Here is an 18,934-nt window from a genome sequence, read left to right on the forward strand (position 1 = left end):
TGGTACTAGTACCGCTAATGGCTGTTTGTATCAGTCTCGGTGCGCTGTATTGGCCAAAAATTACTCATAAACTTCATTCGCTAGCAGCCGCTGGCAGCATTGATTCATCACGCGGCGAGGCGACGTTCCCGCAGCTTGATACCACAAATTTACATCCGACCCGGCAAAAAATTATCAGCCTCGCCAAAACCGAGTTCGAAGCACAATCCGCCGGCACCAAGTTCAGCCAAGGCGTCAGTGAAGCCTGGTGCGCCGATTTTGTGAGCTGGATCATGCAGCAGGCGGGCGCGCCATTAAAGAATCCGCACACTGGCGGCTGGCGCATTCCGGGAACATTTACCCTGCGTGAATATTACGAAGCGGACAGTCGATTCAAACCTGCTGGCTCTGGCTATCAACCGCGTCCCGGTGACGTGGCAATTTACCGCAATTCGCCGGTGTTTGGTGACCATACTAATATTGTACTGAAAAATGACAGTGGCGTTCTCACGACGGTTGGCGGTAATGAGATGAACCGCATTCGCGTATTCATCAACCACGATAAGCGCTACGATGGACTACTGGGATATGGCGTGCTAGCAGAATAAGCCTAGCCCGTCTGATGCGGGATCGCCCACGCCTAACCGAGTGGCCGCATTACGCCGCGTGACTTGCCGCTAGCAGAAACGCCACCAATGCATCGGGCTGCTGCTCAGCCAGCCACGTTACGGCGTCAACGATAGCATCCTTGTTTGTGCCACCATTTTTGAGCTCCTCGAGGAGGCGCTTGACCGTCCGCTGCGTCTGGCCATCATACCGATCGAGGCGCATCGCCTGAGTGACTTGCTTGACCTGCTCGTCGCTAAGAGCAACGTAAGGCGAGACCACTTCGTGCGCATGCTTGGGGCTGCGCTTGGCGGCTTCAGCCTTGCGTTGGAGGTTTTCCAGGCCTTCAATCGTCGCCCGCATCAACGTTTCCGCCTCATCCATACCACGCTGATAGGCCTGAGCAAATTCCTCGGAATTATCCCCACCTTCGGAAACGATCGCCGGCAAAAACTCGATCCGCATCACTCGGTGCATATACGCGTCGCCCATTTCCTCGCCGGTCGCCATCACCTCACTCCACCAGGCAACGAACCGCGAATTTTCAGGATCATGCAGCTCGCGCATAGCCGGTAGCTGCGCTAATTTATCCTTAAAAAAGTGAATTAGTTTCTTGATGTCCATGTTGCTTTATTATACCCAAAAACAATGGTAAGCACAAGCGCCATCCCGCCCGAGGGATCTCAGCGCCGCTTCAAAAAATAATAGCCAATCGCCAGCGCCGCTAGCGCGCTACCGCCAATAACCACCCAAAAGGTCACCGGGCTCTCCGCGGCCGGCAAGGGCACATTCATGCCATACAGCCCGGCCACCATCGTCGGGATAGTCAGCGCCACCGTGATCACCGTCAGCAACCGAATCGTCTCATTCAGTCGGGTATCCATCACCGCCCGGTAGCTATCACGCACATTGGTGATGGTTCGCAGCAGCGATTTACACCGGCTAATCACCTGCTCGAGGTCGATGGAAATATCTTCGACGTCATCCTTGTCGTCGTCCTTGAGTCGCAAGCTGCGATTGGCGATCAACCGCTCAATTGCCCAGTTCATCGGCAGCAAGGCATCCAGGTAGTCATTTAACTTGCGCTCATACTCGGTCAGGGTGACGATATCACGCGCCCGCAAGGTGTGAATATCGTCAGTCGCCGCTCTCATCTGGCGATTGATGGTCGCCACCCGCCGCTGGTACTGACCCGACACCGCCTCGATCATCGCCACCACCAGTTCAATCCGCCGCGACGTCCGTACCCGTGTCTTATCAATAAACGGCTGCCACAGCCGACCCAGACTATCGCGCGACAATGTCACCACATACTCTTTGTGAATGCCGAACAAAATTGGCGTAGTAAAATCATTAAAATCATCGTCGGTATCCGGCAGCCGGGCGATCAAGTACGTCCACTCATCATCAAACTCAATACGCGGTACCTCATGCGGGTCAAGCGCGTCGCTAATCATGTCCTCATCCATCCCCAGCGTCAGCAGCTCGGACACTTCCTCTTCGGTTGGCCGTTCGCAGCGCAGCCAACTGCCGCTACGCAATGTCTGAATCGGTGCGATCACCTCGCCTGTTGAATGCAGGTATTCTATCATGTTCTTAGTATAGCTCATTTGAGATATTTTGGTACCGGTTAGATGACAATAAGCTTCGGAGGCCATCATCAAAAACCACCAGCCGAGCTATCCGACTGGTGGTTTTGAGTGTTCATATGAGAGCTAACTCTTGATGCGCGTACCGGCGGCACCGTTAATGGCATCAGCAGTTTTTTCGAGCGAGGTAATGATCGCCGTGCGCCCCGAAGCACCAGCCACAAAACTCAGTGCCGCTTGGGTTTTCGGTAGCATTGAGCCGGCCGCAAATTGCCCAGCATCAATGTGCTGCTGCAGCTCCTCGACCGATACCTCGCCGAGCGACTGCTCTGTTGGCTGACCAAAGTTGATCTTGGCTGCATCAACCGAAGTTAGGATCAATAGTGTATCCGCTCTGAGTGTGTCCGCCAGCTTGGCAGCTCCAAAATCCTTGTCGATCACCGCCGCCACGCCGCTTAACTGGCCCGATGCGTCACGCAGCACCGGAATGCCGCCACCACCAGTCGAGACCACCAACACGCCGGCATCAACCAGCGCCTTGATGACGGGAGCCTCGACAATCTCCTGAGGCTTTGGTGATGGCACAACGCGCCGCCAGCCACGACCCGAGTCCTCGCGCACCGTATAACCGCGCTCGGCCTGTACCTTCTTGGCCTCTTCTTCTGAATAGAATGGCCCGATTGGCTTGGTCGGATTTTGAAATGCCGGATCAGCTTGATCAACCACCGTCTGGGTAACGATACTCACTGCATACTTATCATGCACACCACGAGTCGCCAGCGCATCGTGGATCGCTTGCTGCAGCCAAAAACCAATGAGGCCCTGGCTCATCGCACCAGAATCCTCCAGCGGTAAGCTCGGCACCGCCTCAGTGTTAATCGCTTCCTCGTGTAGGACGATGTTGCCGACCTGCGGGCCATTGCCGTGGACAATGGCTACGCGGTGGCCAGCTTGAATCAGCGGCAGGAGCTGAGCGATTGTTTCGTCGGCCACTCGCTGCTGCGCTTGGGACGAGGCCTCGCCCTGACGTTGCAGGGCGTTACCTCCCAGTGCGACGACAATGGTTCGCTGCTGATTCATTAGGCGATGGCTCCGTATACCATGATAGCTACGAGGCTAATGATCGCAAAGACCACCATGATTGGCATTGAGCGCTTCAACCATGCACGGTACGACACGCCGGCTAGGGCCAGACCGCCCATCAACGAAGCAATGGTTGGCGCCATCATATTCAACAGACCCGATGCTGTTGCAAATGCGACAACGATGATCTCCTTGCTGGAGCCGACTAGGTCAGCCACCGGCGCGATAACTGGCATAGTCGCTGCCGCTAGACCTGATGACGACGGAATGATAAAGCTCATCGGCAAGTAGAAGATGTAGGCGAGAACACCGACGAAACTACCCGCGCCCTTCAGTGCAGATTCACCCCAGCTAATGATCGTGTCTTGGATGGCACCATTCTGCATCACCACGCCAACACCAGCTGCTACTGCGATGATCAGTGCCACACTCAGTAGATCGGCTGTACCTTTCAGGAAGGTGTCAACAACGAAGACTTCCTCTTTTTTGAATTGGCGATAATAAATCGCTGCGATGACTAAGGTTGATAACAGGAACAGGGTCGAGATCTCGTTGAAGTACCACTCACCAAATGGTAAGACATGATCAAGACCCAAGATAGCACCAACGACCGGTAGCCCCGCAAACCACTTATGGATATCAGCGAACAGCGTGATCCCCCAGTTGCCCCACGGGATCAGCGAGATGATCATCAATAGGAAGGTGACGCCAAAGACCGCCATCACTGCTTTACGCGGACCGGTAAACTCTGGCACGTTGCTCATATCAAGTGCGGTGGTGGCTGGCTTATACCGAACATCATCTTTATACTTACCGGCCTTTACCTTTGACGCGTATCGCATGGTGAACACGATAGCTGCGACCAAACAGAGCAGCAAAATTATTGATTGAAGACCCAACACATTACCGAGCGGCACGTCAGCCGACTTGGCAGCAATACCAGTCGAAAATGGATTCAAGGTCGAGCCAAGCACACCAACACCACCACCGAGCACGATCACCATCACCGCGGTCATAGCGTTGTAGCCAGCCGCCATCATGATCGGCACCACCAGCGCATAAAAGGCCACCGCCTCTTCTTGCATGCCGTAGGTGGTACCACCGATAGCGAAGAACGTCATGAGAATTGGGATAAGCCATTTCTCCTTGCCCTTCATCTTGCGCAGCATGGCACCGAGCGTCGCATCCAGCGCACCAGTTTTCATCGTCACCCCGAGGAAGCCGCCGAGGATCAACACAAAGACGATGACGTCGAGCTTCTCACTCATGCCCTTGATCGGCGCAAGTGCTGCATCCCACAAACCCTGGCGGGAGTCGGTGGTTGTCTCGGTGCCGTCATCGGCTTTTTTAGTAGTGACTTTATCGGTCTGTTTATACGTACCAGCGATGCGCACTGTCTTTTCCGCATCATTTGGATCTGGTTTTGTGTTGTACACACCAGACGGGATAATCCACGTCAGGACTGCCATCAAGGCAATCACCACAAACAGCACGGTAAAGGCTGAGGGCGAGCGCAGCTTTTTCTTAATTTTTTTCATTTTTTCTACCATGTCCGGAGCCTCCTTTACTCCTGTATTACGACATCTACAGCGTCAAAGCGATAACCGCCTTGATGGTATGCATACGATTTTCCGCCTGGTCAAAGACAATCGAATTTGGCGAGCGGAAGACATCATCCGTCACCTCCATTGACTCCAGTCCGAAGTCGTCCCTGATGTGCTGACCGGTCGTGGTCAATGCATCATGAAAGGCCGGCAGGCAGTGCATGAACTTGACCTCAGGATTACCGGTGAGGTTCAGCATGTCACGATTAACCTGGAAGTGACGCAGCTGATTGATGCGCTCAGCGAACTTATCTTCTTCACCCATCGATACCCAAACATCGGTATAGATGGCATCGGCACCGCGCAGGGCTTCCTCAAAATTATCAGTGATAGTAATCCGCCCATGACTCTGATGCGCTAATTCGTGCGCACGATGGACAAGGCCCTCTTCAGGGAACAATTCACGCGGCGCCAAAATCCGGAAATCCAGCCCCATGATGGCCGAGCCGAGCAGCAAACTATTGGCCATGTTATTGCGGCCGTCGCCGACAAACACCAGCTTGACGCCGTGCAGCCGACCGAGGTGCTCCTCGATAGTCATAAAGTCGGCTAGAATCTGCGTCGGGTGGAACTTATCAGTTAATCCGTTCCACACTGGCACGCCGGCGTGCTTCGCCAAATCTTCTACCGTTTTGTGCGCAAAACCGCGAAACTCAATGCCATCAAACATCCGGCCCAGCACCTTGGCGGTGTCTTCGACCGTCTCTTTCTTGCCAAGCTGAATATCGTCTTTACCGAGATATTCCGGCGCAATACCGAGGTCATTGGCTGCCACCGTAAAGGCACAGCGCGTCCGCGTCGAGGTTTTCTCAAATAGTAGCGCAATGTTCTTGCCCTCGTGAATCCGATGCGGCGTACCAGCGTACTTCATCCGCTTATATTCATTCGCCGTCGTTAGTAGCAACCGAATGTCACCCGCGGTAAAATCACCCAGTGTTAGGAATGATCGCCCCTTCAAACTTTGTGCCATTTATACATCCTCCCGTACCAGCGGCATACTCATACAGCGCGGACCGCCGCGGCCGCGGCCAAGCTCAGCACCACTGACTTCTATAACTTCAACGCCATGTTCGCGCAATTTTTGGTTGGTCACATAGTTGCGGTCATAGGTTACCACCACGCCCGGCGCAATCGCCAAGGTATTCGAGCCGTCATTCCACTGCTCACGAGCCGCCGCAATTGGATCACCGCCGCCACATTCGATCAGGGTAACACTCGGCAGCCCCAAGGCCACCCGCAAGACATGCTCGAGATCCGTCTCGTGCGTAATGCGTGGGAACGGCTGTCCCTCGACCTTTTCCAATACGAAACAATTCATCTTGCCGCCGCGATCGCGGATTTCCGGATGAATAGTAAACTTGTCCCGATCAATCATAGTAAACACCGTGTCCAGGTGCATAAAGGCGTGCGACTTTGGAATTTCCATGGCAACGACCTTCTTAAAGCCAGAACCAGCAAACAGTTTCGTCGCCATCTTTTCAATCGCCTCAGCCGTGGTGCGCTCCGATACGCCGATGGCCATCACTTCACTGCTCAACACTAGCTCATCGCCACCTTCGATCGAGAATTTTTCATGGCGATCATACCACACCGGCACATTCTTACCAGCAAACCGTGGATGATGATCAATGATATAGCGCATGAACAGCGACTCACGACGACGCGCTGGCCAGTGCATCTTGTTAATTGTCAGGCCATGACCAATGGCTGCAGCCGGGTCACGCGTAAAGTACAAGTTCGGCATCGGATCGAGGTAGAATGGATAGTGATTTTTCTCGATCATATTGTGTAGCTGCTGGTGCTGGTCTGGCGGCAGTGTGATCTCGTCCTTGCGCACACCGGCCATGATTTTACGCACCATCGCGTTCGTTGGTAGGTCTAGCAGGAACTGGCGCAGCACCCTGGTAACACGGCGTGACCCTTGCTTCGAATTTGCCAACATTTCATCAACAAACTGCTCACGTAATTGATCAGTGTGTAGCGCCTCGGTCACCAGCTGATCAAGATACAACACCTCGACACCGTGATCACGCAGCACCTGAGCAAACGCATCATGCTCCTTTTGGGCGACCTGCAAATACGGAATGTCGTCAAACAGCAGATCAGTCAAGTAGTCTGGTGTTAAGTTTTCTAATTCTTCGCCCGGACGATGCAACAGCACCGCCTTGAGTCGGCCAATTTCTGATGTAATATGTAATGGATCCATACCCCCATCCCCTTTTTGTTTATGGTTATACTAACAATAGTAGCATATACGCCCAAGAACACAAGTATCGCTTAGCGAGCCGTGTGAATTACCGCCTACGAGGCCAAACTGCATCAATAATCGTATACGGCAAACGCCGGTATCGCCACCAGCTAACTAATGTCACCCCAAGCCAGCCAATGACAATAGGCATACCGGCCCTAGGCCCCAGTATAATGCCATACATGAACAAGCCAATATACCCCAATCGCAGCAGATACATTGTCAATCGATGAGGCCAAGAACGTTCACGATCATCCAATGATATTCCCGTCATCCAGCCGCCAATTGTTTGCCCACTCATCATGAGCGGCATGATCAGCTGGACTACTAACTCACCGCCAGCGAGAATACCATATGACAGTCCCGCAACAGTATTTCCCGCTAAACCCGGCATCGTGATATACAATATAATACCGATACACGTCCTCACTACAAGCACCACAACCACATCAAGTATAAACGCCACTAATCGCCGCACTAGGCCCGGCTGTGTTGTCACGGTCTCGCCATGCTTTACATTGCGCAGATCCGGCAGCAACCGACCACACCAATAGCCGACCAAAGCACCTCCGGTATTGAGCAACAAGTCATCAACATCAAACAGCCTATAACTACATGGATACAAGCCAAACGCACCCGTTAGCTGGGTCACTTCAATCGTTAGTGATAGAACGAGTCCTAATAGTACAACCATGTACCAGCGTACAGGGTACATCACTCGTAAAAACATACCGAACGGCATAAAAAAGACTATATTCATCACTACCTGTAGAACAGCCCGCAACCCTTCAGCCTGTATGTCCATAATTGATGCGAGCGGATGTAGTTGTGGTGAGACTGCATGATGCGCACAGAACCATGCTGGATTATCTGGCATCGGATAGAGCGTAAACGCCACGAGTCCCAGTGCATACAATACAACCAGATACACCATGACCATCCTGCCGACTACTAGCCGTCGTAATCGCATATACTGTACAACGAGCAGCGGAAATGTCAAGAGCAGTGCGGCAAATGGCCAGAATGATATCGCCAGCTGGAATGACGAGGAGAATGTAGTAAAAAATGCCATCATAGCCTTAATTATTATGCAGGAAAAATTAGCTATCGTCAAATATGCCTCATTCTCGAATGATCGCCAAGGATGCCTCGACTATCAGCCGAGCCGGATGGCGCTTCAGCCATGCATCGACCGCCCGTGCGGCACCTGGCAAAGCTTCATTGGTGTAATCATCAACAATGATGGTCGCCGTTTCCTGAAATTTGCCGTCACACACGCGAAATGAATCGGCAATTGACTCATAAAAATCGCCGTCAAAAAATGCAAAGATGATACTTTCCGGTACATCGTCAGGAATGAAATCAGCAAACCAACCTTTGTGAACAATTGGCGGTTTCAGGCCAGCCTTTTTGAAATTCTGAACGAAGGTTTTACGTGGCGCCAGCAGCTCGCCAGCCTTGAACTGCTCGCCCGCAGTGCTGCTGTCTGCTTGAGTTTTTTCTGGCAAGCCCATAAACGAATCGTAAACATGAAACTCACCGGTAAAATCATAGGCGTCCAGCAGTCGCCGAATGAACAAACTCGTCGTGCCGACGTAACAGCCAAGCTCCACAATGTTTCCTGTCGCGCTGCTTCGCAGCACCTTTTCCAATTCTCGCAACAAGATGCCGAGTTCTTTGGTATCAACTTGGTCGGAAATGATGGGATGTCTGGCGAGGAGTTGGTCAACTTTATTCATAACGTCATTATAAATAACCTCCGGAGTATTGACAAATAATCGATATATATATGCTGAAACAAGCGTCGAGAATTTCTAAACGCGTTCTTTACCATCATCTATTCGTTCAGGAGTAGACCATGACTACAATTATCATACTGACCAATTCTCTGGACAACCCTCATGTTGAGGCAGTGAGCCAATATATTGACTCAGAAAGCAATCGGATCATACGGATTGATACAGATCTTTTAATCCAAGGGCAATGTAGTATCTCTTTTGACTATTCAAATGGTAGTATACTATACAAGCAACTGGGAGAAATTACAGATCTTCGTAGTATTGATAGCGTATGGTACAGAAAGCCGTTCGGGTTCAGTCAAACCTACGGATTCCTTGAGAGTATCCAGGATCCAGTTCAAAGGTCTATCGTAGACAAAGAGATACATGATGTATTGAATGGTCTGTGTTTTCTGCTACGCGACAAGTTTTGGATTAATCACCCTAGCTCCATTCATACAGCTAGGATTAAGCCATACCAATTGTCGATTGCAAAGCGTATTGGGCTGCCAATGCCCGACACACTGATTACATCAGATCCAGACGCAGCTCGCCAGTTCTGTCTAGAAGCGCCAACCGTATTCAAACCGGTATCTGTATCTAGCCTAGATCTTGACGATACAGGCTACATGATAGAAACCACGCTCATGACAGATGAGCTGATAGACTCCTTGGGATTGATCAAATCACAACCGATCATTCTGCAAAGGTTTATCAGAAAAACAAGTGAGTTACGGGTCACTTGTATCGGAAAACAGATCTTCGTTGCCCGTCAGATTCCACAAGAGAAAACCTCCAGCACGGTAGACTGGAGATCTCTACAAGATTCTGGCAGTCGATACGTGATCGACTACGTCCTTCCCGAAGACATTGAGCGGAAGGTTCGTTCTCTGCTGACTTCGCTAGGTCTTGGTTTTGCTGCAATTGATTTCGCGATAGACGAAATCGGAGATCTGCATTTCCTTGAAGCAAACCCAAATGGCCAGTGGCTCGGTTACACCGATGAAATAGGCCTACCGGCAGCCGCACACATGGCGTGCTGCCTGGTGGAAAAAAGTCTACTCTGACAATCGAAAGGAGGTGAAGCATGAACAACGCCGAGATCTTTTCCGCGAAAGTTGCCACGATCGTTGATTCGGAGGTCGACTCGTCGACCTTCCTGACCCGATCCGGCAAGCCCAAGACGACGGACGACTAGTCCCACGTCACACCCCGTGCCCTTGTGTTTTTGCAAGGGCACGGGGTAACCTATCAAAGAGTATATTATGAACAAGCACAAAATCATCAAAACATTCTTGCCGAAACAATTAGACATAAAACACCTCGATCTCCTGCTACCTGCCTTACAAAAGTCAAACCTAATTGTTTATGGTGAAATTCACGGCATAAAAGAAAATGCCAATATCGTCTATACCTTGGTTAAAAAAACTTGCATACAACGATTGGCCATTGAAGCTAGCCCTACTGTGTTTGACTTCATCAATTCAGTAAAGATCAATTCTTATGATTTTTCCTTAGTTGATGAAGACCTTTTTGACTTAAGCGTTCTATCTCTTGAGATGATAAAAACGATAGCAATTCTTCTGCAGCAAAATCAACTTAAAGAGCTCGTTTTTATTGATACATTTTTTGACAATTTAGATGAGGATGCCATCATACCACCAAGCCCGCAAGAACGAGAAGAGCAGCTAGCTAAAAATATCCTCGGAATTGACGGCTCTCTACCAACATTATGTATTATGGGACAATGGCATACGCAGCCCAAAGTTGTTACAGATGGCGAAACACGGCATGAATCAGCGTTATATCGCTTGAGAAAAACAAAACCAAATGTGCCGTTTATTCACAACATCTACCGACAAGGACAGCTATTTAATGATGGAAAAATAATTGAATTACCAGACAACTCAGCAGTGTCGTCTTGTTACGAGATTGTCCAGAAAACCGATATTGATTTTGACCTTCACGTACCCGAAGCGACAAAAATATCACTATGCTAAAATCATAGCATGAAAATAACCAGCCCAGCCTTCACTGAAAACGCTAAAATACCAAAAATTTATTCCAAGCTCGGCGGTAATCAACGCCCGCCGCTCGAGATCAGCGACGTACCGGCAAATACCAAAAGCCTGGTGATCATTTGCCACGACCCTGATGCGCCTGGGCGCGATGGATTTTACCATTGGACGGTTTGGAATTTACCAACCAAAACCACTGAAATCACCAGCGAATCACTACCCGCGGGCGCCGTCGAAGGGATGACCAGTTGGGGTCGGCCTGGCTGGGGCGGGCCGCAACCACCGTTTGGCACGCACCGCTACCAATTTTATGTGTACGCGCTGGACACGACGTTAGATTTACCAGACAGCACCAAGCCCAGAGAGCTCATCGCCGCTCTCACGCCGCATATCATCGATCAGGCCGTATTGACTGGAAAGTTTGGCGTGTTGGATATTTTGCGGCGGGATTAAGCACCACTTTCTCTGGGCGAAAGTCTACAGACTATTAAACGACACCGCCAATCCTATTCTGTCATCTATATTTTTTAATTTATAACAGTTCAAGCACTAGGTTAATATACATTAACGAGATACTTTCTTCGTGCATGATTTTTAAGAAAGAAGTCTTATCAGTGCACACAGGACTTTCTTGATCAATTAAGATAAGCGCTCTCAGATTACTATTTTCGTGAATTATTTTTGCTAAACTACAATCAATCCCCGCTCTAATAAGAGCAATTTTAAAGTCATTATCAGTGCCATACTTTATACGTTTATAAAACGATTCATCGACTACACCAAAATCATTTAATATCTCAAGAAATGGAATAATATAATGGTCAACATTATCAAGATTCTCCTTAGCTAAAGCAGCCGCATAGCTTGGCATTAAGTTTTGGGTCTGCTGCTGAAATATATGATATTTATTCCACAATCCGGTTTTACCATCAATACCACAACTTCCTATATCGCCAACATATACTGGATTTCCGATTTCACCACGCCATATAGAAACGTACCTTGCAATTAGTGCAGAAAAGCTGGATTCATTATCAGCTTTTTCGTCAATAATTCTTATATAAATATCCCTTATAGACGGCTTTGTGTATAGTAAATATATCCAATTCCCATACTTATGCTTATCGATCCTGAGACCTGTCTGATATGTCACCTCAAGAAAAACACTAATAATCGTATTTAATAACTTATTACCATCATCAATTATTTGAGTGTTCAAGAGATGCTCCATCTTTTTAGAGATGATTTGTTCATATTTCACAATATCAAATATTTTCACGTTATGGGCATAACACTTAGCACCTAGCTCAGTCTGCGCCAATAATGGCTTTGAGTTGTTAATTTGCGAATACATGTCTCCTCTTGTTTTGTCTATATTTGCAAGTATGTTAACTTCATCAACAATTCTAGATTCCTTATCGCTTCCTTTATAAGAAGCAAGGAGCGGGTTATTGATACTGTCCTCAACCATGACTCCCTCCTTGGCATGCTCCGATAAGAATTTACTAGCATTTGCCTTCTTCGCCATATAATCGTCATTCTTAATTATATATATTTCTGGTGTTAATAATTCCATTCTTGGGTTTGTCAAATCAAAGATTATGTTATAACGACCCACTCTGCCTACTAAATTTCTGAGGTCAGGAATATCCAAGCATTTAGCCCCCTTGGAATAGTTCATTAAGAATAATTTACTTGCAGGAATATTCACACCTTCGAGTAACGTGCTCGTAGTAACAATGAATCTAATCTCAGGAATATTACGATACAAGAACTCCACATATTCCTTAATAGTGTCCGGTATCTTACCGTGACTGATAACTATGCCGTGTTTAACGAGCTTTATTAGATTATAGGAAGGATGGACATAACTTGATAATATATTACATGCATCATCAATTATAATTTGACTTTCGGGGCTGTATTTAATTTCTGGCGCCCTAGCAGCTAGCGCATCGGCGAGTTTTTCAACTCCACTTGGCTTATTAACATAAATAATATTTTTATCCCCACCTCTACTAAATAATATTTGGTAATAGTCTGTAGACGATTCAGTTACTTCGTAAAAATTTGCCGTAAACTGATCAAATAGAGCCAACCGTTGACTATTATTATCCCAAAGAAAATAACGTGGTATTTTCATATACTCAGTAATTTTTCTTGACTGTATTTCTTCTGAATTCTGCCCATCGCCTACAAGGCGTAGACTTGATATTGGATCTACAATAAAAGGAGAATAGTAATCGATATCCACGCTTGATTTTCTATTACTAGCAATAATAATCGCCCTTGAGAGAGTTAAGAATCTATCATCATCTTTAAATAAATTATGAGATTCATCAATAAATAGATAGTCTATTATTAACTCATCATGTTTCGCCAATAATGCCATTAGTCGCTCCTGCGTTAACACAGCAATGAATCGGCTATGTTTGTATTTTTCAACATACATATCAGGATGAGTTATAACATCGGTTCGATTTCCTTTTATATTTAACACCATCGATACCGTTTGATTTATCAATGATTTAGTAGGCACAACTATACAAACAGACAAACCATCATTGAATTTTTCAACAGATTTAGACACCATCAAATGAGATTTGCCATAAGAAGTTGGCGCAACAACAGCAAGATTAGAGAAGTTTCTAACGCTACGACCCAGTCTAAATTGTTGCTCTGATTTGTAATATTCTTCCTTGTACGATTCTGCTAGCGACTTATTGAATAGGCTATCCATATCATCTATAGTCTCCGATTCTGTTATGTAATTATGCTGCGTAGCTTTTATGAGCATAAGAACAGGATAGTATCGTAATAAGCTAGCAAAATCAGATAACACATAAAAATCCTTGCTAAGAAGCCCGTAGTTTAGGGCCATTGAATATGCCATTTTTTGCACATCCTCATCACCATAAAGTGAAAAATAGTTTAGGATTCTATACGTAAATTGCATCTCATCCCAAGTTAGACGTTGTCTCAATATTATTTTTTTGTATACTTTAGCAAATAAGAAATTATGATCCTCAGCTTTCCTTGTTAATGCTGATCTTAAAGAACTAAGAGTAATCTTGTGCATCAAACCCCTCCTTCGACCCCTAAGAAATCGATAATATCATCAAACATCTTACGATGAATACAGATAATTATAAAATTATCAAAACACTCTGTCTTCTTTATGTCATCAATTTTCCTAATAATATCTTTTGTATCTGTTATATCATAAGCAAAATCCCCAAAATTAACTGCCATAAGAATTGCGTTACGATTAGACCCCTTTCGTTGGCTGATCATATTTCTACTACTAGACAGCAATTTAGTTAGCTCTATTTTTTCTCAGACGCAAACATTACCGCCACCTCTGCTTTAGCAGCTTCCCACCTGTACCGCGTGGAGATCTCTTTTTTCGACATAATGTTATCAAAATAATTCTTGAGACCCTTGTGTGCCTTATTAATTAACCCTCTACGATTACTTTTTTCAACTAAACCAGATTTTACCTCACCATACCATATTTTTCTACAGCCCTTGTCATAGAAATTTAAATCAAAACCCTGCTTTATATTCTGATTTTGAAGTGCAAATATTCTACTTATGCTTTCAGCTGAAAAGTCTAGATAGTTTGGAGCTAGAATATGCATCAATAATTCACCAATAAGCCCGTATTTAGCCTCGTCTTTATATCTCAATAGATTTTTGTGTATTTGTCTACAAGCGGCATGATAGGTATACTCATCAGGCTCAATAGCAATAGGCTCTACACCATAACAAACCTCTGCCAATTGATTCTTTATCATTTCTTTGAGGTCCTCAAAATGATGGTCATCAATCTTTAGTATTCTATACTTCACATGACCGTATTCACCTTTCACACACAATATATCGTCAGATAAAGACATTCTACTGAATATACTCCATATATAATCTTTTTATCTAAAATAAAAGATTTAATTCAATTATATGACTTATTATATCATTTTAGTGATTAGTACAACCGAATGCTAACTTTGTCAGCGCACACTCACTCAGCAAACTGGCTATTATAAAGCTCAGCGTAAAAGCCGTTCTGTTTCAGCAGTTCGTCATGCTTGCCTTGCTCGATGATGTTGCCGTCGCGGACGACCAAGATTAGGTCGGCGTCGCGAATAGTACTCAGACGATGGGCGATGACGAAGCTAGTTTTACCCTGCATCAACTTGTCCATGGCTTTTTGGATGAGCACTTCAGTGCGGGTGTCAACCGAGCTAGTGGCTTCGTCCAAAATCAGCATCGGCGTACGCGCCAGCATCGCTCGGGCAATCGTCAGCAGCTGCTTCTCGCCTTGTGAAATGTTCGTGGCTTCCTCGCCCAGCATCATGTCATAACCGCCCGGCAGCGACCGCACGAAATGGTCAACGTGCGCTTCCTTGGCGGTGGCGACCATCTCTTCTTCGCTGGCTGTTGGATTGCCATAGAGCAAATTTTGGCGAATCGTGCCGTTAAACAACCAGGTGTCCTGCAGCACAATGCCAAACATTTGCCGCACGTCGCTGCGCTTCATGTCAGCGATATTAACGCCGTCGATTTTGATCGCGCCGCTGTTAATTTCGTAAAATCGCATCAGTAAATTGACCAAGGTGGTTTTGCCCGCGCCCGTCGGGCCGACGATCGCCACGCGCTGACCTGGCTTGATGTGCGCCGACAAACCTTTGATGATGGTTTGGTCGGGCTGGTAGCCAAAGACGACGTTGTCAAATTCGACTTCGCCCTTGACGTGCGCCAATTTCACCAAATCCCTACCCTCCGCCTTTTCCTCCGGCTCGTCCAAAAATTCAAACACGCGCTCGGCAGCGGCGGCGGTCGATTGCAGCACATTGGCGATGTTAGCAACTTGCACCAGCGGCTGATTGAACTGATCGATGTATTGGATGAACGCCTGAATGTCACCAATTTTCAGCCGGCCGTTAATCGCCAGCCAACCGCCCAAAATCGCCATAATGACGTAACCGATATTGCCGATGAAATTCATGATCGGATAAATCAGCCCCGACAAAAATTGAGCTTTCCAGGCGCTTTCCTGCAACTGGTTGTTAATCCGTGAAAACTTAGCCAGCGACTTTTTCTGGCCATTAAACACGCGCATCACCTGATGGCCGCCGTACATTTCTTCAATGTGACCGTTCAATTCTCCCAACTGCGTCTGTTGGCGAAGGAATTGCTTTTGCGAGCTTTTGGCGATCAACGTGATTACGCCGCCAGCCAACGGCAGCACCAGCAGCGCCACCAGCGACATTTGCCAGCTGATGGAAAACATCATCGCCAAAATCCCCAGCACCATCACCGTCGAGGAGACGATTTGCGATAGGCTCTGATTGAGTGTTTGGCTGATGGTATCGACATCGTTGGTGACGCGGCTGAGCACTTCGCCGTAAGTTTGCTTGTCAAAATAACTCAGCGGCAGGCGGTTGATTTTCTCGGACAATTGCCGGCGCATTCTGAAGGTGACCGTTTGCGTGACTTGGGTCATCAGCCAGGTTTGGATGTATCGGAAAATGGCGCTAAGCACGTACAAACCGGCCAGTAATAGCACAATCCGCCAAATGGCATCAAAATGAAATTCCGGACGCTGGCTGAGGTCAAGTTTTTTGATCGTATCGAGCTGGCTCGACGGAATTTGGCGCTCAATTTCGGCTTTGTTGGGCAATTTTTGCAAGACATCGGCACCAGTCGTGCCCGCCGGCAACGAAGCACCATTTGGCAGCTTACTGGTGATGGTTTCGTAAGCCTTCATACTGACATAATCTTCGACAATTTGGTTGGTGGCGCCGCCCAAAATCTTCGGACTGATAATCGCAAACATCGTGCTACCGACCGCAAAAATCGCCACCATGAGCATTTGCCAGCGGAATTCTGCCAAATATTTGGCTAACTTCTTGACCGTACCTTTGAAATCTTTGGCTTTTTCGCCGGCGCCCATACCGCCGCCCATTGGACCGCCCATCTTCACTGGCTGGCGTTTTTTCATGCTTTGCTGAGCCATTACGCCGCTCCTTTCGCGGTCGTCGCCGACATTTTCTGCAAATCGTCTTCTGAAAGCTGGGAGGCGGCAATTTCTTGATAGACTTCGCAATTTTTCATCAATTCCTGGTGCGTGCCTTGACCGACAATTTTACCCTCGTCCAGCACAATGATTTTGTCAGCGTTCATGATGGTATTGATGCGCTGACCGACGATGAGCACAGTTTTATGCTTGGTTTCTTTGGCAAGCGCCAAACGCAATTTGGCGTCAGTTTTGAAATCCAGCGCCGAGAATGAATCGTCAAAAATGTAGACGTTCGGCTCGACAGCAATCGCCCGGGCAATCGACAAACGCTGCCGCTGCCCGCCGGAAACATTGCTACCGCCTTGAGCGATTTCATTTTTGTAACCGTTTTTTAGCTCGCTGACGAACTCGGTGGCTTGGGCGATTTTAGCGGATTTTTCGACCAATTTTTGGCTGGCTTTGGCGTTACCGTACTTGATATTACTGGCAATCGTCCCGCTAAACAGCACGCCTTTTTGCGGTACGTAGCCGATTTGATCGTACAATTCCTCTAGTTTGAGCTGGCGAATATCCACGCCATCCAGCAAAATTTGTCCCGCCGACACATCATAAAAGCGCGGAATCAAATTAATCAACGTTGATTTGCCGGAGCCAGTGCTGCCAATGAACGCTGTGGTTTGCCCTGGTTCGGCTGTAAAATTGATATTAGAGAGCACTGGCAGATCAGCATCCGGATAGCTGAAAGTGACATCTTTGAATTCAATTTTGCCGGTAGCGCCGCTCGGCAATTGCTGCGGCGACGATGGATCAACAATTGACGGCAGCGTGTCCAACACCTCGCCGACGCGCTTCACCGACACGGCCGCCCGCGGCACCATGATAAACACCATCGACAGCAGCAAGAAAGAAATAATCACCTGCATGGCGTATTCCAAAAACGCCATCATATTACCAATTTGTAGATTGCCGCTACTGATCAAATGGGCGCCGAACCAGACAATCGCCACGCTAGAAAAGTTCATCACCAGCGTCATGATTGGGTCAAGCAGCATCATCAGCCGATTGACAAATAAATTCATTTTATTCAGCTCGGTGTTGGCTTGCTGGAATTTTTTCTGCTCAATTTTTTCATTATGAAACGCCCGAATGACTTTCAAGCCGACCAGGTTTTCGCGCGTCACCAGATTTAGTTTGTCCACCAGCGTTTGCAATTTCTTGAACCGAGGCACAGCAATGACAAACAACACAGCAATGACCACCAGCAGCACCGACACCGCCAGCGCGATAATCCAGCTCAAATTTGGCGCGTTATGAACGGCTTTTTGCAGACCGCCGACCGCCATAATTGGCGCCAGTAAAGCCATGCGCAGCAGCAGAATTGACGTCATTTGAATTTGCTGAATATCATTGGTCGATCGGGTAATTAGCGAGGCGGTCGAAAATTTATTAAAATCCGCCAGCGCAAAACTCTCGACCCGCTCAAATAGTTCCATTCGTAGTTTCTGCGCCACACCAGTGGCAATCCGGGAGGCCAAAAATCCTATGATAATTGAGCACAGTCCGCCCGCCGCCGTCACCAAAATCATCGCTAGTCCGTTGCGCCAAATCGCTGGCATATCTTGCTTGATGATGCCGTTATTGACGATTTCCGACATCTTGTCGGGCAGCCACAAATTCGCCATGACCATAGCGTAGGTAAAACCGACCAAGATGATAAACATCAGCCAGTAGCCACTAAAAATCCGTAAAATATGTTTCATTTTATTCCTTTGCCACCTAAAGCCAACCTCTATTATAGCATGAAGCGACATCCCAACCCCACCCTGGCGGACGGTGATTGGACAAAATCACCCGCTCGGCTTATACTATTTTTAGCGTCGGGGTGTGGCGCAGTTTGGTAGCGCGCACCGTTCGGGACGGTGAGGTCGCTGGTTCAAATCCAGTCACCCCGACCACGGGAATTATCTAACGCGTATGTTCACTAACGAGAACCTCTGGCAACTATAA

At 47.7% G+C, this 18,934-nt stretch carries 17 protein-coding genes and 1 tRNA gene; 5 read left to right on the forward strand and 13 right to left on the reverse strand.

Going from position 1 to position 18,934, the window contains the following annotated elements; all coding sequences use genetic code 11:
- Positions 1-17 precede the first annotated feature (17 nt).
- Complete coding sequence (locus FBF26_04335) at positions 18-587, forward strand: CHAP domain-containing protein (protein ID QJU10571.1); 570 nt, start codon at positions 18-20, stop codon at positions 585-587.
- Positions 588-636: 49 nt separating this feature from the next.
- Here the strand turns inward: FBF26_04335 and FBF26_04340 are convergent, their stop codons facing one another.
- The 8 genes from FBF26_04340 to FBF26_04375 all read right to left on the reverse strand — a co-directional run bounded on the left by FBF26_04340 (position 637) and on the right by FBF26_04375 (position 8,848).
- Complete coding sequence (locus tag FBF26_04340) at positions 637-1,209, reverse strand: hypothetical protein (protein ID QJU10461.1); 573 nt, start codon at positions 1,207-1,209, stop codon at positions 637-639.
- A gap of 59 nt (positions 1,210-1,268) precedes the next feature.
- Positions 1,269-2,246 (reverse strand): magnesium transporter CorA family protein, encoded by a 978-nt coding sequence (locus tag FBF26_04345; protein ID QJU10462.1) that lies wholly within the window; start codon positions 2,244-2,246, stop codon positions 1,269-1,271.
- A 54-nt stretch (positions 2,247-2,300) separates the two neighbouring features.
- A complete protein-coding gene (arcC, locus tag FBF26_04350) occupies positions 2,301-3,254 on the reverse strand; it encodes a carbamate kinase (GenBank protein QJU10463.1) in 954 nt (317 codons plus the stop codon).
- Positions 3,254-4,807 carry a YfcC family protein gene (locus FBF26_04355; GenBank protein ID QJU10464.1) on the reverse strand — a complete coding sequence of 518 codons (1,554 nt, stop codon included), beginning with the start codon at positions 4,805-4,807 and terminating at the stop codon, positions 3,254-3,256. Before FBF26_04355 ends, arcC begins: the two co-directional genes overlap by 1 nt.
- 34 nt (positions 4,808-4,841) lie before the next feature.
- Positions 4,842-5,831, reverse strand: a complete 990-nt coding sequence (gene argF / locus FBF26_04360; protein ID QJU10465.1) for an ornithine carbamoyltransferase — start codon at positions 5,829-5,831, stop codon at positions 4,842-4,844.
- Positions 5,832-7,067 carry an arginine deiminase gene (gene arcA, locus FBF26_04365; protein ID QJU10466.1) on the reverse strand — a complete coding sequence of 412 codons (1,236 nt, stop codon included), beginning with the start codon at positions 7,065-7,067 and terminating at the stop codon, positions 5,832-5,834. It abuts the gene before it with no gap.
- An 88-nt stretch (positions 7,068-7,155) separates the two neighbouring features.
- Positions 7,156-8,184: a VanZ family protein gene (locus FBF26_04370; protein ID QJU10467.1), complete on the reverse strand. Its 1,029-nt coding sequence runs from the start codon at positions 8,182-8,184 to the stop codon at positions 7,156-7,158.
- Positions 8,185-8,230: 46 nt separating this feature from the next.
- A complete protein-coding gene (locus tag FBF26_04375) occupies positions 8,231-8,848 on the reverse strand; it encodes a hypothetical protein (protein QJU10468.1) in 618 nt (205 codons plus the stop codon).
- A 119-nt stretch (positions 8,849-8,967) separates the two neighbouring features.
- On the opposite strand from FBF26_04375, the gene FBF26_04380 reads away from it, so the two are divergent.
- The 3 genes from FBF26_04380 (at position 8,968) to FBF26_04390 (ending at position 11,358) form a co-directional block, all read left to right on the forward strand.
- Positions 8,968-9,954 (forward strand): hypothetical protein, encoded by a 987-nt coding sequence (locus tag FBF26_04380; protein QJU10469.1) that lies wholly within the window; start codon positions 8,968-8,970, stop codon positions 9,952-9,954.
- 198 nt (positions 9,955-10,152) lie between these two features.
- On the forward strand, positions 10,153-10,887 hold the full coding sequence (locus tag FBF26_04385) for a hypothetical protein (protein ID QJU10470.1): 735 nt from the start codon (positions 10,153-10,155) through the stop codon (positions 10,885-10,887).
- Positions 10,888-10,896: 9 nt separating this feature from the next.
- Positions 10,897-11,358: a YbhB/YbcL family Raf kinase inhibitor-like protein gene (locus FBF26_04390; protein ID QJU10471.1), complete on the forward strand. Its 462-nt coding sequence runs from the start codon at positions 10,897-10,899 to the stop codon at positions 11,356-11,358.
- Positions 11,359-11,437: 79 nt separating this feature from the next.
- Here the strand turns inward: FBF26_04390 and FBF26_04395 are convergent, their stop codons facing one another.
- From FBF26_04395 to FBF26_04415, 5 genes are all read right to left on the reverse strand, one after another.
- Entirely contained in the window at positions 11,438-13,984 is a 2,547-nt protein-coding gene (locus FBF26_04395) for a DEAD/DEAH box helicase (GenBank protein ID QJU10472.1), read from the reverse strand.
- Positions 13,984-14,199: a hypothetical protein gene (locus FBF26_04400; protein QJU10473.1), complete on the reverse strand. Its 216-nt coding sequence runs from the start codon at positions 14,197-14,199 to the stop codon at positions 13,984-13,986. The genes FBF26_04395 and FBF26_04400 overlap by 1 nt, the downstream gene beginning before the upstream one ends.
- 32 nt (positions 14,200-14,231) lie before the next feature.
- Positions 14,232-14,804 (reverse strand): DUF1837 domain-containing protein, encoded by a 573-nt coding sequence (locus tag FBF26_04405; GenBank protein QJU10474.1) that lies wholly within the window; start codon positions 14,802-14,804, stop codon positions 14,232-14,234.
- A gap of 122 nt (positions 14,805-14,926) precedes the next feature.
- Positions 14,927-16,744, reverse strand: coding sequence for an ABC transporter ATP-binding protein (locus tag FBF26_04410; GenBank protein QJU10572.1), 1,818 nt, complete (start codon positions 16,742-16,744; stop codon positions 14,927-14,929).
- Between the two features lie 179 nt (positions 16,745-16,923).
- Positions 16,924-18,738 carry an ABC transporter ATP-binding protein gene (locus tag FBF26_04415; GenBank protein QJU10475.1) on the reverse strand — a complete coding sequence of 605 codons (1,815 nt, stop codon included), beginning with the start codon at positions 18,736-18,738 and terminating at the stop codon, positions 16,924-16,926.
- Positions 18,739-18,805: 67 nt separating this feature from the next.
- Between FBF26_04415 and FBF26_04420 the strand changes: the two genes are divergently transcribed.
- Positions 18,806-18,882, forward strand: a tRNA-Pro gene (locus FBF26_04420).
- The last annotated feature ends 52 nt before the right edge of the window (positions 18,883-18,934 follow it).

Source organism: Candidatus Saccharibacteria bacterium oral taxon 488 (genome assembly GCA_013100825.1).
Taxonomy (GTDB): domain Bacteria; phylum Patescibacteriota; class Saccharimonadia; order Saccharimonadales; family Saccharimonadaceae; genus Nanosynbacter.